This window comes from Flammeovirga agarivorans (assembly GCF_012641475.1).
In the GTDB taxonomy this organism is placed as follows: domain Bacteria; phylum Bacteroidota; class Bacteroidia; order Cytophagales; family Flammeovirgaceae; genus Flammeovirga; species Flammeovirga agarivorans.
Genome location: NZ_JABAIL010000014.1, coordinates 21,369 through 38,657, shown reverse-complemented (window position 1 = coordinate 38,657; position 17,289 = coordinate 21,369). Strand labels below are relative to the sequence as shown.

Annotated in this window: 7 protein-coding genes; all 7 read left to right on the top strand. The window is 35.2% G+C overall.

The features are described from left to right. Positions 1-3: 3 nt before the first annotated feature. The 7 genes from HGP29_RS25935 to HGP29_RS25905 all read left to right on the top strand — a co-directional run bounded on the left by HGP29_RS25935 (position 4) and on the right by HGP29_RS25905 (position 17,220). Positions 4-1,449, top strand: coding sequence for a SusD/RagB family nutrient-binding outer membrane lipoprotein (locus HGP29_RS25935; RefSeq protein WP_168885382.1), 1,446 nt, complete (start codon positions 4-6; stop codon positions 1,447-1,449). Between the two features lie 583 nt (positions 1,450-2,032). Next, positions 2,033-5,032, top strand: coding sequence for a SusC/RagA family TonB-linked outer membrane protein (locus HGP29_RS25930; protein ID WP_168885381.1), 3,000 nt, complete (start codon positions 2,033-2,035; stop codon positions 5,030-5,032). A 52-nt stretch (positions 5,033-5,084) separates the two neighbouring features. Beyond that, the gene (locus HGP29_RS25925) at positions 5,085-6,551 is read left to right on the top strand and encodes a RagB/SusD family nutrient uptake outer membrane protein (protein ID WP_168885380.1); all 1,467 of its coding nucleotides are present in this window, start codon (positions 5,085-5,087) and stop codon (positions 6,549-6,551) included. A gap of 564 nt (positions 6,552-7,115) precedes the next feature. Next, the gene (locus HGP29_RS25920; protein WP_168885379.1) at positions 7,116-10,271 is read left to right on the top strand and encodes a SusC/RagA family TonB-linked outer membrane protein; all 3,156 of its coding nucleotides are present in this window, start codon (positions 7,116-7,118) and stop codon (positions 10,269-10,271) included. A 30-nt stretch (positions 10,272-10,301) separates the two neighbouring features. Then, positions 10,302-11,768 (top strand): SusD/RagB family nutrient-binding outer membrane lipoprotein, encoded by a 1,467-nt coding sequence (locus HGP29_RS25915; RefSeq protein ID WP_168885378.1) that lies wholly within the window; start codon positions 10,302-10,304, stop codon positions 11,766-11,768. Between the two features lie 185 nt (positions 11,769-11,953). After that, the gene (gene guaA / locus HGP29_RS25910; RefSeq protein WP_168885377.1) at positions 11,954-13,483 is read left to right on the top strand and encodes a glutamine-hydrolyzing GMP synthase; all 1,530 of its coding nucleotides are present in this window, start codon (positions 11,954-11,956) and stop codon (positions 13,481-13,483) included. Between the two features lie 227 nt (positions 13,484-13,710). Further along, positions 13,711-17,220 carry a CUB domain-containing protein gene (locus tag HGP29_RS25905; protein ID WP_168885376.1) on the top strand — a complete coding sequence of 1,170 codons (3,510 nt, stop codon included), beginning with the start codon at positions 13,711-13,713 and terminating at the stop codon, positions 17,218-17,220. Positions 17,221-17,289: the final 69 nt, after the last annotated feature.

Here is a 17,289-nt window from a genome sequence, read left to right as displayed (position 1 = left end):
ATAATGAAAACATTGAAATATATTTTCTTATTGGTTTTAAGTGGGATTTCATTGTCTTGTACAGATGAGATAATGGATGAAATCAATAAGAACCCTAATAACCCCGCAAATGTACCCTCAAGACTGATTATCACGGATGCTTTAAACAGATCTGTAGTGTCAGTAACTAATGGCGATTACGCTTTTTATGCATCTCTTTTTGTTGAACATCATGTTGGTATTTTCAATCAGTTCTACAATGCTGAGATCAGAAACGATGCATCAATGATTCAATCAACAACATACAATAATGCTTGGAACTCTTCTTATACAGCAATGAGAGATTTAAAAGATGTTATTGATAAGTGTTCCGAAGGGGGAATTGAAGACGGTAATTACCATACTCTAGGTGTTGCTCAGGTAATGATGGCTTATAACTTGGCAGTATTAACTGATGCTTGTGGAGATGTGCCTTGGACAGAAGCACTGCGTCCAACGGAATATTTACGTCCTCAATTAGATAAGCAACAAGCTATTTATGAAGATGTTTTTACATTATTAGATGCGGCAATTGCCAACTTTGATAAAACTACAACTTTTGATCCTTTAGGAGCTCAAGATGTTATTTACGGTATCCAAACAGACCCTCAGACCTATTGGAAAAAGTTAGCTTATGGTTTAAAAGCTAGATATACTATGCGTTTATCGTATATCGATCCAGGTAAGTATACTTATAGTGATGTAGTTTCATTTGCAGGACAATCTTTTGCTGATGCATCGGAACAGGCAAGTTATACTTATAATGGAGCAACATCTTACAACCCATATTATCTTCTTTTTCAACAAAGAGATATGTACGGTGCAAGTACAAGTTTAAGAGATAATATGAATGCTGCTGACCCAAGGATTGCCAAGTATTTTGTACCTCATCCGGATAATGCTGACAGTTTAGCATTTGCTCCAAATGGTGAACCGACTCAATTACAAGGTTTGTATGGTGTTTCAAGTTATTTTTCTAATTCAGTACAACCAACTTACTTAATGAGTTTTCATGAGCTGAAGTTCTTGGAAGCAGAAGCAAAAGAGAGAATGTCAGCCGGTACAGGTAGAGCAGCTGCTGAAGAAGCAATTCAAGCAGCAATGGTTGCTGCAGCAATAGAAACAGCAGATATTACTGCATATATAGCAGCAATTGCAGGTGAAAGTTTTGATGCAAAATATATTATGAAAGAAAAGTATATCGCTTCTTTCATTGTGGAGTCATTAGAAGCATATGCTGATATGAGGAGATTAAATGTTATGGGAGAGGGGGATTATATTACTTTACAAAACCCTCAACCAACTAAATTTCCATTAAGATTCACATACGGAGCAGACGATGTAAACAACAATACATTTGTAAGAGATGCTCAAGGTGATGGGCGTTTTATCTACACTGAACAAGTCTGGTGGGCAGGTGGTGATAGATAAGCAAAACACTTAATTGATAAAGAAAAGAGCTACCTGTTTGAGGTGGCTCTTTTTGTTTACACCTAACATTGTAAATGTTGTGTAGTAATCAGTGTTAGGTGTATGTTATTTTGATTTTGTTTTCTATTACCGGAAAAAGTTTTGTCAATAACTTTTATTATGAATATATATTTCAATAAGATGTTAAATATTGAAATATAATTATTGAACTATTCTAATATAGTTGTGTGTGTTGTTTTTGTGAAAATTATCTTACTGTTAAAGAAAATTTTAAATAAAAGTAAACAATTGAATTTTACTTAATTAACTGATAATCAGTGTTTATTTTATATGTTTAATATTTTGGTTTATTTTATTTACAACCATTAACCAAAAATAAGTAAACAATTAAATTTTTCAGTGTTAATATTGCATTATATCATTAAGGTTAATTAAGAGATTTTTTAAGTTTCGAATTAAATACAAACAATTTCTCTTGAGGACCAATTCAATTAATCCATTCATCTTGTAATTTGATTAACCTGTTTTAAACCTATTATATCTTTTACTGATGAATATCTGTTAGCTTAATTAGTTTAATTTTATGTACAGACGACTTCTATCTCTAATGGTACTTACTATCGGTTTTGTAGTAAGTGCTCTAGCACAAGAAAGAACTGTTACAGGTCAAGTAAGTGAGGCGGGTGAGCCTCTTCCTGGCGTAACTGTAGTAGTTAAAGGAACATCAAAAGGTACTATCACAGACTTCGATGGTAAATTCTCTATTATGGCAGACGAACAAACTGTATTAGTATTCAGTTTCGTTGGTTATGCAACTCAAGAAATCAAAGTAGGATCTCAATCAAAATTCAGCGTTTCTTTAGAACAAGATGCTGAACAATTAGAAGAGGTGACAGTCGTTGGTTATGCTAAAAAAGATATGGCAACGAACACTCCAGAGATTGAGAACGTAACAGACATTGTTACACCAAACATTGCTAACTCATTACAAGGTAAAGCAGCAGGTGTAAACATTAATGCTTCATCTGGTCAGCCAGGTTCTAAATCAAACATCGTAATTCGTGGTGTAGGTTCGGTAAATGCTTCATCTGATCCTTTATATGTAATTGACGGTGTAATCCAAACATCATCAGATATCATCTCTGCAAATCAGCAAGGGGAAAGAGATCCATTAGCGAACTTAAACCCAGAAGATATTAAAGATGTAAAAATCTTAAAAGATGCAGCTGCAACAGCTTTATATGGTGCAAGAGCAGCAAATGGTGTAATCTTAGTAACTACTAAAGGTGGTGCTTCAGGTAAAACACAAATTACTTTCAGTACAAAGCAAGGTGTTTCTTCAGTATATGAAGGTAACTCTAAAAGAATGAACGCTGATCAGTATGTAGAAGCACAATCTAAAGGTTTAGCTAACTACTACGGTACAGGTACTCCAGCAGATTACGTACAATATGTAAGTGGTGTTAAAGAAGATGGTTCTTATGCTAACACTGATTGGGGTGATCATTCATTCCGTCAAGGTAGAACAAGTTCATACGAAATCTCAATGAGAGGTGGTGATGAGAAAACTAAATTCTTAGTATCAGGTGGATACTATGACCAAGAAGGTATCTTAGTTGGTTCAGACTTCCAACGTTATTCAGCTCGTTTCAATGTAGATCATAAATTCAATGATAAATTAGATATCCAATTTATTGGTAACGCGTCTTACATTGATCAATTAGATGCTTCTGACGGTAACTTATTCTCGTCTCCTCTTTTAGGTACTTATATGAGTGTTCCTACGGTTAATCCATTTAACCCTGACGGTACTCCAAGAGCTTGGTTAGATGATAACCCTATCAACGCGAACTTTATCCATGACGTAGATAAAAACCCTCGTAGAACTAAATCTACTACAGGTCAGTTAATCGGTAAATTAAACTACCGTTTCAATGATTGGTTAGCATTCCGTCAAACAAACGCAGTAAACGTTGAGGACGTGAAGTTTGGTTACTATACTTCTGCTTTATCATATGATGGTAGATCAACTGGTGGTTCTAAGTCGAACTCATGGGGTGTAAGTACTACTTTAACAAATACATCATTATTAACTTTCGATAAGACAATCAATGATGTTCATAATATCTCAGCTATCGGTGGTTTTGAATACCAATCAAACAAAGTAAATGGTATCAACGCTTATGGTGAAGGTTTCCCAACAGGATTACAAAACTTAGACAATGCAGCTAAGCCAGTATCAGTAGGTGGTTATGAAACTGAATACAGATTCATGTCATTCTTAGGTCAAGCACAATATAACTATGATGGAAAATACTATGCGACTGCTTCTTACCGTCGTGATGGTTCTTCTAAGTTTGCTGCTAACAACAAATGGGGTGACTTCTACTCAGCTTCAGCTTCATGGTATATCTCAAGAGAAGACTTCTTGAAAGATAACACAATCTTAACTGATGCTAAAGTGAGATCTTCATATGGTGTAACTGGTAATGCTGAAATCGATAACTTCGAAGCTAGAGGTTTATATGCTTACTCAAGCTACAACAATGCTTCAGCAGCGTACTACACTCAATTATCTAACCCTGATTTAACATGGGAAAAGAGAAAGAAATTTAACGTAGGTGCTGACCTTACTTTCATCGATAGAATCACATTAAATGTTGATTACTACATCGAAGATTCAGAAGATTTATTATTAAATCAACAGTTATCAGGTACAACTGGTTTCGAATCTGCTCGTCGTAACATTGGTGCAATGAGAAACTCAGGTTGGGAATTCCAATTGAATACTGAAAACATCAGAGGTGAGTTTACTTGGACAACTAACTTCAACATCTCACTAAACAAAAACGAAATTACTCGTTTAGATAACGATCAAGATATCTTAATCGGTTCAACTCAAATCGCTAGAGTAGGTTCTTCAATGAGAACATTCTTCTTAAGAGAGTGGGCTGGTGCTGATCCAACAACAGGTGCTGCTTCATGGTATGTAAATGATGGTGAGGATCACACAGGTAAAGCAGGTTACTTCCAAAAAGACGGAAGATGGGCAACTACTTCATATAGTGCTGCACAAAGAGTTGAGAGCGGTAACCCTTATCCTAAAGCAATTGGTGGTATGACTAACAATTTTGCTTACAAAGGATTTGACTTCTCATTCTTCTTAACTTACTCAGTAGGTGGCAAGATTTACAACTCTACTCGTAGATATACTGATTCTGACGCTTGGTATCCATACAACATGCTTGAGTCAGCATATACTGCAGATAGATGGGAAAAAGAAGGTGACATTTCAGACAACCCAGCTTGGGGCTTAAACGGTGGCCAACAAAACTCTACAAGATTCTTAGAGGACGGTAGCTACTTAGCATTAAGAAATGTAACATTAGGTTATACTTTACCTAAGAGCTTATTAAGTAAAGCAAAAGTGAGCAACGTAAGAATTTATGCTTCAGCTCAAAACCTATTCATCCTTTCTGATTACAAAGGTTTCACTCCAACAACAGTGGATCCAACAGGAATCAACTTCTTCGAATACCCAGAAGGAAAAGTATTTACAGGAGGGTTAACAGTATCATTCTAATTTAGATCATACTGTAACGAGTAAATTATCAAATACTTTAGCTTAGAGAATAATGAAATTATATAAAATATTATTAGGTGCAGCACTAGTGGGAGCAATGTCTTCTTGTACATTAGATGTTGAACCTCAACAAAACGTAGATGTAGAAAACATCGAGTCTGTATTGCCTCAAGACCTTGTAGGAGGTTTATATAACAGAATGCAAGAAATGGGTTACTATGGTCGTAACTTCAACTTGTACGGTGATATCGGAACAGATTTAATTTCTGCAGCTCCTTCAACAAGTGGTCGTTTTGAATTTCACTACGAGTTGAAAAAGAACTTTGCAACAACTGGATCTGATGCTGATAAAAATACTTTTGATGCGATCTACGAAGTAATTTCAAATGCAAACCTAATCCTTCAAGCTGAAGGGTTAGATATGGAAGATTCAGATGTAGTAAATGCAATTGGTCAAGCATATTTCGTAAGAGCTTTTGCTTACACTGATTTATTAAAAGCGTACGGTAGTGTACCATTAGTACTTTCTGCTCCAACTACAGTAGAAGAAGCTATTGCTCTTAAGCCAGAGTTGGCAAGCCGTTCTGAGATCTTCACTCAGGTATATGCTGATATCGATAATGCAATTAAGAATATCTCAAATACATCAAAAATTAACGCTACTGTAGATGCTGCTAAAGCATTAAAGATTCGTGTTATGTTATTTGAGAATGAGTTGAATCCTTCAAAAGCAAGTGATAATGCTACAGAGATTATCAACTTAGCGGATGAGCTTTCAGCAAATTATACTTTAACACCAATCGATAAGTTATTTGATTACTACCAAGGGGAAGGTGGAGCTGAGACAATTTTCGAATTGAAGTTCGCATCTAACCAAGGTCGTGGTTCAAACAACTATGGTAACATTTATGGTTCACCAGATGCTGGTATGTATGGCGATTACATTGCTTCACCATTATTATTCCATGCTCACCCTGATACTGTAATCTTAGGTGGTGTAGTAAATGATGCTCGTTTTGAGGCTTCTGAAGAGATTGGTAAAACGCTTATCTATCAAACAGCAGATAAAGACGGTTCTACATTAAACTGGATCATGAAGTACTATAGTCATGATAATACTATTGGTCTTCATACTCCTAAGTTATTACGTTATGCTGAAGTGTTGTTAGCAAAAGCTGAAGCACACTTGATTAAAGGTGAAACAGCATTGGCTGCAGCTGCGATCAATGAGTTAAGACAGAATCGTATCGTTGGTTATACTGATGTAACTACTGTAACATTGCAAGATGTATACAATGAGGCTGCAAAAGAGTTCGCTTTTGAAGGTCACAGAATGTGGGATTTAAGAAGAACTAAGCAAGAAGTAGTTGTTACTGACCGTACAGGTGTTGAGATCGCTACAGAAGATCCAACGGTTGAAGGTGGTGTAAATAACGAAGGACAGCAAACTTGGTTCCCTATTCCGGAACGTGAAATGTTGGCAAATCCTAATATTCCTGAGAACAACTGGGGATATTAATAAATAATATACTTCTAATTATCTGTATAGATAGTTAAGACCATTGAAGCAGGTTATCATTTTTGGTAACCTGCTTTTTTATTTTAATAAATATTTAGGTGCAACGTGTTGGGTGTAGAATTATTTTCAAATATTAACTTTTGAAATATAAGTTGCATTATTCTATTAAATCGCTGCTAATCAGTTGTGTAATATTGTATTATTCTAAGATTTATATGGTAATATGCTAATGTTGGCATGAATTAAATGTGAAAAAATTATAACAATTGTTTAGATAATTAAAGTTAATGTTATATAATTGCAATGTGGCTTTTGAAAACCACATTACTGTACTATTTAAACATTCAATTATTTAACTTAATTTTCATAATACTATATGATCGCATTTCTACTTTTAAATTCAATCAAATCTATGGCTAGCAATTTTTTAATTTGTATTGCTACGAGCTAGTCCATTAACCTTTTATCCAATTCAATAAGAAAAACAACAGTCCGACACAATAGGTGAATTTCAATCTTAGCCTAGGACTAAACTTTAAGTTCCAATTCAATTATTTTTTTATCATGAGAAAAGCACTCTTGCTAACATCTCTTATGTTGAGCGTGATTTTTACATTCGCTCAAGAGAGATCCGTGACTGGTGTGATTAATGACCCAACAGGGGAACCACTACCAGGTGTTACAGTTATCGTAAAAGGGACGTCTCAAGGTACCGTTACAAATATCGATGGTGCCTATCGTCTAATGGTTTCTGGTGACAATCCAGTTTTACAATATCGTTTGATCGGTTACAAAACAGTAGAGAAAACAGTAGGTACTCAATCTACAATTTCATTCGACTTAGAAGAGGACGTTGAGCAACTAGAAGAAGTTGTAGTAACAGCGTTAGGTGTTGAGAGATCAGAAAGATCAATCGGTTATGCAATGCAAGAAGTTTCTGGTGAAACTTTAACTCAGACAAAAGAGCAAAACATAGTAAACTCTTTAGCGGGTCAGGTTGCAGGTGTACAGGTTCAAGGTACTGCAGGTAACTTAGGTGGTTCATCTCGTATTACAATCCGTGGTGTAAACTCATTCTTAGGTGATAACCAACCTTTATTCGTAGTAGATGGTCAGCCAATCGATAACTCTAACTTCGCTGCTTCAGGTCAAGAGAGAGGTTTTGGTGGCGGTGCTTACGATTACGGTAACGCAGCTTCAGATATCAACCCAGAGGACATTGAGTCAATGTCAGTATTAAAAGGTGCTACAGCATCTGCACTTTATGGTGCTCGTGGTGCAAACGGTGTAATCCTTATCACTACAAAATCAGGTAAAAGAAACACAGGTATCGGTCTTTCAGTAAGTACTGGTGTAACTTTAGAAAACGCAGTTAACATGATGGAGCACCAACAAATTTATGGTGGTGGTTCAATTAATGGCGACCGTGCTGATGGAATGTACGACTATGATGGAATCATTGGACCAAACTATGCATTAGATGGTTCTTGGGGTCCTAAATATGATCCTAACTTAATGGTTAGACACTGGGATTCATTTGATCCAAATGATACACAAAACTACGGACAAACTAGAGCTTGGGTAGCTCCTAACAAAGGATACCAAGAATTCTTCGAAACTGGTAAGACTTTCAATAACAGCTTCTCATTATCAGGTGGTAATGACAAAGGTGCTTTCCGTTTAGGTTACACTAATAACAGCTCTTCTGGTATTATGCCAAACTCTTCTTTAAATAAGAATACTTTTACTGTAAACGCTAACTACAATTTATCAGATAAATTAAAAGCTTCAGTTTCTGCTTCTTATATTAATCAAGATGCCTCAGGTAGAACTGCAACAGGTTACGATAACAACAACGTAATGCAAGGTTTTACTCAGTGGTGGCAAACACAATTAGACTTCGATCGTCTACAAAATTATAAGTCAGTTGATGGTTCTCAAAGAACTTGGAACATCATCAGCCCAACAAACTTATCTCCTAACTACTTTGATAACCCTTACTGGGTACGTTTCGAAAACATCCAAGGTGATACTCGTGACCGTTTAATGGGTAACATGACATTATCTTATGATTTAGCTAAAGGTCTTAAAGTTGTAGGTAGAGCTTCAACAGATAGATATACTCATACTTTCTATGAAGGTCGTCGTCCAGGTGGTGTAGATGTTTCTTCTTACAAAGAAGAAGTAAGAACACAGTCTGAAGATAACTTCGAAGGTCGTTTAATGTATGATAATCGTTTCGGTGAATTCTCTGTTAATGGTATCTTAGGTGGTAACATGATGGCTAGAAAGTACATGAGAACTACTACTGAAACAAATGGTGGTCTTCCATTAGATGGATTCTGGAATGTAAATAACTCAGCTTCTCCAGCTACTACAGACACTTACCAAAGAGAGCAAGCGATCAACTCAATCTTCTTCTCAGGATCAGTTGGTTATAAGGACATGGTATTCGTTGATGCTTCATTAAGAAATGACTGGTTCTCAACTCTACCTACAGATAACAACTCTAAGTTGTATCCTTCAGTAAGTACATCATTTGTATTCTCTGAACTACCTGCTTTCCAAAACTCAGAAGTAATTTCATTTGCTAAAGTAAGAGCTTCATATGGTGAGTCTGCATTCGGTGCACCAGTTTACTCTTTATATGATGTATATGAGCCATTAACTCCAGCTTTCGCAGGAAACCAAAGATATACTGTACCTAACACTCAAAACAACGCTAACCTTCTTCCTGAAACTACTTCAGAGTACGAATTCGGTTTAGATATGCGTTTCTTTAACGGTCGTTTAGGTGTTGACGTTGCTTACTTCAACAGAACTACAAGAGATCAAAACGTATCAGTTGATGTGTCACCAACAACAGGTTACATTTCAAGATACTTGAACGCAGGTTCAATGAACAACAACGGTATTGAATTAATGTTAACTGGTACTCCTATTCAAACAAACTCAGGTTTCAGATGGGATATCGCAGTGAACTACTCTAAAATCAATAACAAAGTTGTTGAGTTAGCTCCAAACTTACCATATATCGGTATGGGTGGTACTTGGGCTGCTGACTTAAGAATCAAAGAGAATGAGCCTTACATGTCAATCTACGGTAATGACTATGTTTACAATGACCAAGGTCAAAGAGTTGTTGACTCGAACGGTTTCTACCAATTTACTGAAGATAGAGTATTCTTAGGATCAGTAATGCCAGATTGGACAGGTGGTATCCGTAACACATTCTCATTCAAAGGTGTAACTGTTTCAGCATTAATTGACGCTCAAATGGGTGGTAAAATTCACTCAACTTCATTACAATGGGCTAAGTACTCTGGTTTATTACCAGAAACTGCTGAAGGCGGTATCCGTGAAAACGGTATGGTATTACAAGGTGTTAAAGAAGATGGTTCTGCAAACGATATTGCTGTAAGCCCTCAAGTTTACTATGGTTCTTACTGGAACATGGCTGCTCCTAACGTATTTGATGCTTCTTTCGTGAAATTACGTGAAGCTTCAATCGGTTACCAATTACCAAACAAAGTTGTTTCTAAATTACCATTTAGAGATGTAAACTTCAGCATCGTTGGTCGTAACTTATGGTTAATCCACTCTGAGATCCCTTACTTAGATCCTCAAGCAGTAACGACTACTTCAAACGTTCAAGGTTTAGAGAACGCGCAAACTCCTGCAACTCGTTCATTCAGCTTTAACTTGAGCTTCAAATTATAAGATTGACCATCTTTATTTAATTAGATTCAAATGAAAAAGTTATTATATACATTGTCCGCGGCCGCAGTATTAGGTCTGTCATCGTGTGACAACGGGTTCGAGGAAATGAACGTCGATCCTAACAACCCAACTTCAGTTCCAGTAGAGAACTTATTAACACAAGGTCAGTTTGCATTAGCAGATAGAACTTGGGGTACAGCAATGAACGCAGAATGGGGTATGTTACTAGTACAATACTGGGGACAAAACCAATATGCTTCAGAGTCAAGATACCAACATGACAAAGCATACTTCACAGGTTCATGGCAAAGTTACTATGCTAATTCTCTAAAAGACTTAACTGAAGTTGAAAGAATTTTAGGTGAAACTGAAGCTGTAACTCCTCAGTTAGAAGCTGAAAAGAAAAACATGCTTGCAATTGTGAAAATATTGAAAGTTCACGTTTTTCAAATTGTAACAGATACTTGGGGATCAGTTCCTTATTCTCAAGCATTAAACCCTGCAGAGTACCCATCTCCAGCTTATGATACTCAAGAAGATATCTATCTTGATCTTATCTCTAAGTTAGATGAGGCACTTTCAGAGCTTGATAACACAAATGCTGCATTTAATCAAGGTGATATCATTTATGATAATGATATCGATTCTTGGAAAAAGTTTGCAAATGCATTAAAAGCAAGAGTTGCAATTAGAATGATTGATGCTAACGGAAGTGCATCAACTTTCTTACAACAAGCGCTTACTGCAGCTGACAAATTCGAATCAAATGCAGACAATGCTACATTGGTATTCGATAACCAAATTCAATTAGCAAACCCATTATGGGTTAATGTTACTCAAGATAATCGTGATGATTATTCAGTAACTGAATTCTTTGTTGAGCATATGAAAACTATGAACGATCCTCGTTTAGGTTTATATGCTGCAATGAACGCTGATGATGAGTATGTTGGTTTACCATTTGGTTTAACTGATGCTGAGTCATTAGAAGCTTCTAAAGACGGTAAAACTTCTCGTCCTTCAGGTGCAACTAAAGACGAGCAAGATTTGCCAGGTATCAGAGCTAAGCAACAACCTGCAATCTTAATGTCATATGCTGAATTGAAATTTATTGAAGCTGAGGCAATCCAAAGAGGTGTTATCGGTGGTAGCGCTGAAACAGTATTCAAAGAAGCTATTGCAGCGTCTATGGATGCATGGGGTGTTGAAGAAGCAGATAAAGATGCTTATTTAGCAACTGTAACTTATGATGCTGCTAATTGGAAGAAATCAATTGGTGAAGCTAAATATGTTGCTCTTTATGGACAAGGTGTTGAAGCGTGGTCTGAGTGGAGACGTTTAGATTACCCTCAATTAACTGTTCCTGCAGCTGCAATTACTATTGGTAATACTGCAATCCCAACAAGAGGTTACTATCCAAATGATGAGGAAGGTTTGAATGCTGAAAATGTACCAGCAAACAACTATACTGATAAAGTTTGGTGGGATGTTAACTAATCTTGGATTAGTTTGATATAATAATATGTTAAAGGTCACTTATTTCGGTAAGTGGCCTTTTTTCTTTATTACGTATGTTTTTTAGTGTAAATAATTATAGAAATCGTATAAGAAACATCATTTTTTCAATAAAAAACGTCATCTTTGCATGCATCATAAATTAATCTCTGAATACTTCCAATAATATGGACAAGATCCTAATTTACGACTTTGGTTCGCAGTATACTCAATTAATTGCTAGACGCGTTAGAGAGTTAAATGTTTATTGTGAGATTTTCCCTTACAACCACGAACCAAAGATTGATCATTCTGAGTACAAAGGTGTTATATTATCAGGTAGCCCGCACTCAGTTTTAGAAGAAGATGCACCGAACTTCGACGTATCGGAAATCCGTGGAAAAATGCCTTTACTAGGTGTTTGCTTTGGTGCGCAAATGCTTGCCCATCAAAACGGAGGAACAGTTGCACGTTCAGAGCACCGTGAATACGGTCGTGCTAACCTTGATTTCATTGACCACACAAGCCCAATGTTCAAAGGGGTACCTGAAGAATCTCAGGTTTGGATGTCTCATGGTGATACAATCACTAACCTTCCAGAAAACTTTAAAGTAATTGCAAGTACAAGCAGTATTCCTGTTGCAGCATACAGAATCACTGGTGAGGAAACTTTCGGAATTCAATTCCACCCAGAAGTAACTCACTCTACTGATGGCAAATTCATGTTACAAGATTTTGTTGTTGGTGTATGTGGATGTAAGCAAGATTGGACTCCTGAGTCATTTGTAGATGCTACAGTTGCTGAGTTAAAAGAGAAGTTAGGTGATGATAAAGTAATCCTTGGACTTTCAGGTGGCGTTGACTCATCAGTTGCAGCAGTTTTATTACACAAAGCAATTGGACCTAACTTACATTGTATCTTTGTAGACAATGGTTTGTTACGTAAAAACGAATTCGAATCTGTATTAGAATCTTACCATGGTTTAGGCCTGAATGTAAAAGGAGTAAACTCTAAAGATTTATTCTATGCAGAGTTAGAAGGTAAAACAGATCCGGAAGATAAAAGAAAAGCTATCGGAAAAGTATTCGTTGACGTTTTCGAAATCGAGTCTAAGAAGGTAGAAAATGCAAAATGGTTAGGCCAAGGAACAATTTATCCAGATGTGATTGAATCTGTTTCTGTAAAAGGACCTTCTGCAACAATTAAATCACACCATAATGTGGGAGGTTTACCTGACTACATGAAGTTAAAAGTAGTGGAACCGTTAAACACTTTATTTAAAGATGAAGTTCGTTTAGTAGGTAAAACACTAAACATCCCTCAAGAAATTTTAGGTCGTCATCCTTTCCCAGGTCCTGGTCTAGGTATCAGAATCTTAGGAGATGTGACAGCTGAAAAAGTGGAGATCCTACAAGAAGTAGATCATATCTTTATCCAAGGTTTAAAAGACCATGGTTTATATGATCAAGTATGGCAAGCAGGTGCTATGTTATTACCTGTACAGTCAGTAGGTGTTATGGGTGATGAAAGAACTTATGAAAAAGTAGTAGCTTTAAGAGCGGTATCATCTTTAGATGGTATGACTGCAGATTGGGTACACTTACCATATGATTTCTTAGCTGAAATAAGCAATAATATCATCAATAGAGTAAAAGGTGTAAATAGAGTGGTATATGATATCAGCTCAAAGCCACCAGCAACTATTGAGTGGGAATAAAAAACATTAATCTAGTCTTATCTATATTAATCTTGATAGCTTGTGAACCTAAGCAGGTTATCGTCAATCAACAAGGACAGGGAGAAATCTCTGTCCTTTTTTCGTTTGTAACGTTTTGTAACCCTAGTAATTATTATATTTCAACTTTTTAGCGTCTATTTGAGGTACTACTTTATTTAGACAAGAGGTACACACTATTACTTTCACGACTATCAAATCGTTGCTTTATGAGATTTACTCTACTATTATTTTTTGTCATTAGCATGATTTACACTTCGCCGACAATGGGGCAAGGTGTCACTTATCTTTTAGGAGAACAAAATGAAATAACAGATTATGGTTATACCTTAAAAGATTTAGGTGGGGATGAAAACTATCCTATGAATCAGGATATGATAACTACACTTTATCCTAAAATAGAAGGAGAAAAAGTGAGTATTACATTTGAATATTTTTCTTTGGAAGAAGAATATGATTATTTATTTATTTATGATGGCACATCAGAGTCAGATGATTTAATTGCTGAATTAGATGGTACATCTGGAGAAAATAAAACATTTACTGCTACAAACGAAGATGGGGCATTAACGCTAGTGCTATCTTCGGATGAGATTATTAATTATCCTGGTTTTGTAGCTCATGTAGGAAGTCATAATTTTAGAGTTCAACTTTCTTCATCAAATTCGATTGTAGTAGATTGGCCATATCAGGCAAATTTCTTTGATAGTTATGAAATTACATTAAGTACAAAAGAGGATTTCTCAACAATTGTTGAAGAAGTTACAGTAAATAAGTTTACAACGAATGTACAGTTTGAGAATCTAGCTGAAGGAGATTATTACATAGCATTTCAATATTCTACAGATACAGAAATAAATCGAGTTAAACAGATAAGTATTGGTCATAATGTATCTGATGATGAGTATGATGCTTTAACAACACTCTATAGTGAGTTAAAAGGAAAGATCTGGAATGATAATTCAAACTGGTTGAAAAATACCGATGTAAATACATGGGAAGGAGTTACTGTTGAAAGTGGTAAGGTCACAGGCTTAAACTTGTTTAATCAGAATCTTTCAGGTATTCTTCCAGATGCTATTACTAGCTTAACCAATTTAAAGACACTTAATTTATCTTCAAATCCTCAATTGAAGGGGACTATCCCTTCTCAAATTGATGAAATTGAAAATTTAGAAGACATAGATTTGAGTTATTGTTCGTTTGAAGGTGATGTTCCCACTTCTATAAATGAATTAACTCAATTAAAAACTTTACAATTAGAGGGAAATGTTTTTTCAACTATACCAATTTTTTCAGTCCTTTCCCTTCAATTGGATGTGAGTCATAATGCGATAAGAATTTCTGGCATTGAAGATAATATTGATCTTTTTAGTGAAGAAGAACAATACAACAATCAGTCAATTGAACTTACGCCAAAAATAGCTTGGAATAATGACTTTTCAAGTTTTACACTTTCTGTAGAAAATATTGGAGGAGCTAACACTACGTATACTTGGTACGATGAGAGTAATGGAGTTGTATCTAATAGTAGAAATTTTTCATCGGATGTTATTGATGAAGAATATCATTGTATAGTGAGTAATGCAGATTACAACTTTAATGTTACTTCTTCTGATATTACAGTGACAGAAGCTCATGCCACAGCAGGTGTATCACAGAATGAATTCAATGCACTTAATGATATCTATGATGCATTAAATGGTGAAGAATGGGTAGAAAATACAAACTGGAAATCTTATCAATTAGCTGAAAATTGGTATGGTGTTACTGTGGAAAATGGACATGTTGTAGAAATTAATTTAAATGAGAATAATTTAAATGGAGAAATTCCATCTTCTATCTCTAAGCTTTCATATTTGAGAGTTTTAAATATCAGTCATGTACAAATTGAGGAACTTACTACGCTAAACCTACCAAAATTAGAGCAACTTTATGTATCTAATTCACCGGTAAAAAAAATAGAGACACAATCTAAGCTTACTTCCTTAAAAAGCTTGGTTGCGATTAATTCGAAAATACAATCTTTCGAATCTTTTGAAGGTTTAAGTTCACTAGAGAAATTATATATTCAAGGTAATTTATTATCAAGCTTACCGAGCTTATCTCCTTTATCACAGTTAGATACACTGATCATTAAGGATAACCAATTAACCTCTTTAATAGATCTTGATCAACTATCTGTATTAAGCTATTTTGATGCTTCAAATAACGAATTATCAGATCTGTCTTTTGCAGAGAATTTATCATTTGAGGAATTTGATGTTAGTAGTAATCAATTAACTTTTAGCCATTTGGATGAAGTTTATGATTATATGGAAAAAGATGAATTTAATATCGCACATACAAGTCAAAGTATAGATTTTGATATTAATATCACTTTTAATTCATCCAATTTTACATTAGAAGCGACAGATTTAGGTGGTGAGGGTACACAGTATTTATGGTATTTAGATGAAGAGGAATTAGAGATCACTACTTCTAATCAATATACCGGAACTGAATATGGAACCTATAAAGTAATTGCCACTAATGGTAAATATTCAGACAGTTATGAAGTATCGAAAAGTTTTAGTGATACCAACTCAGCTCCATCTTTATTATCCCTTTCAAATACTATAATTGATGGAATTCAAGATGAGCTAGTAGGAGTAATATCAGTTGAAGATGCAGACGAACTAGATTCTCACAATTTTAGTGTTGATAATAGCAATTTTTATATTGATGGTAATCTTCTAAAGGTAGCTAATGAATTAAACTTCTATGAACAAAATAGTTTTGATATAGAGTTAACTGTTGCTGATGCTAGAGGAGCAGAATTGACGCGTAGTTATACCATTGATTTAACTCCACCAACGGTAGAAATTAGTATCAATAAGATTGATGAAAATATCGAAAAAAATACAGCTATTGGGGTAGTAGGGTATAATAAACAAGCCTCTTTAACTTTAGTAGAAGGAACGAATTATTTCTATTTAGATGGTGATTCAATCAGGTTAAATAGAGTAATAAATTTTGAGCAACTAACAGAAGTGGAACTTGTATTTGAATATACAACCCTTTTACAAACTGAGGAGATAAGCACTATAATTTACATAAATGATGTAAATGAGGGAATTACAAAAATAACTTACGAATCAGATCAAGATATCTTTCCATTTGAAGTTTCTAATGAGACATCCTTTGGTACTTTCCTAGTCATCGATCCTGATGAAACAGATAGTTACACTGTAGAATTCACGAATAACGATGGTTTCTTTGAAGTATCAGATGGAAAGCTAATGGCTAAGAAAAACTTCTCAGCTGATGAATTAGAAAACTATACGGTAAAAATGACTTTCTTAGATAAAGGAGGATTGAGTTATAACCATAATGTTAAACTTCAATTTGAGGAAGGAGAATCAGATGATGATGGAGATGATAATAACGGAGGTGATTCTGGGGTTACATCTTTAGAAGATGATTTGACAAAAAATATTTTAATCTATCCAACAATCCTAACTTCACATCAGACATTGTCTGTAAAAGGATTGGATGTTTTTAATGGTCATGTTTCTGCCAATGTATATGCTTCAACAGGCCAATTGATAAAGAAATTTGCTGTTATACCAAATCAAGAAAACGTAGAACTCTTGTTGCCTTCTCTGAATAGTGGTATCTACATTATTCAAATTGGAGATGCAACAACCCAAAAGACACTAAGGTTTATTTTACGTTAAAACTATCTTACAAAACAAAATGAGGTTAGAGTTGATAACTCTAACCTCTTCTTTTTTATAGCTTGATTA

Bases quoted from the DNA above. Each gene is read 5' to 3' on its own strand.
- HGP29_RS25925 (WP_168885380.1), top strand. From the start codon at position 5,085: ATGAAATTATATAAAATATTATTAGGTGCAGCACTAGTGGGAGCAATG.
- HGP29_RS25920 (WP_168885379.1), top strand. From the start codon at position 7,116: ATGAGAAAAGCACTCTTGCTAACATCTCTTATGTTGAGCGTGATTTTT.
- HGP29_RS25930 (WP_168885381.1), top strand. From the start codon at position 2,033: ATGTACAGACGACTTCTATCTCTAATGGTACTTACTATCGGTTTTGTA.
- HGP29_RS25905 (WP_168885376.1), top strand. From the start codon at position 13,711: ATGAGATTTACTCTACTATTATTTTTTGTCATTAGCATGATTTACACT.
- HGP29_RS25915 (WP_168885378.1), top strand. From the start codon at position 10,302: ATGAAAAAGTTATTATATACATTGTCCGCGGCCGCAGTATTAGGTCTG.
- HGP29_RS25935 (WP_168885382.1), top strand. From the start codon at position 4: ATGAAAACATTGAAATATATTTTCTTATTGGTTTTAAGTGGGATTTCA.
- guaA (WP_168885377.1), top strand. From the start codon at position 11,954: ATGGACAAGATCCTAATTTACGACTTTGGTTCGCAGTATACTCAATTA.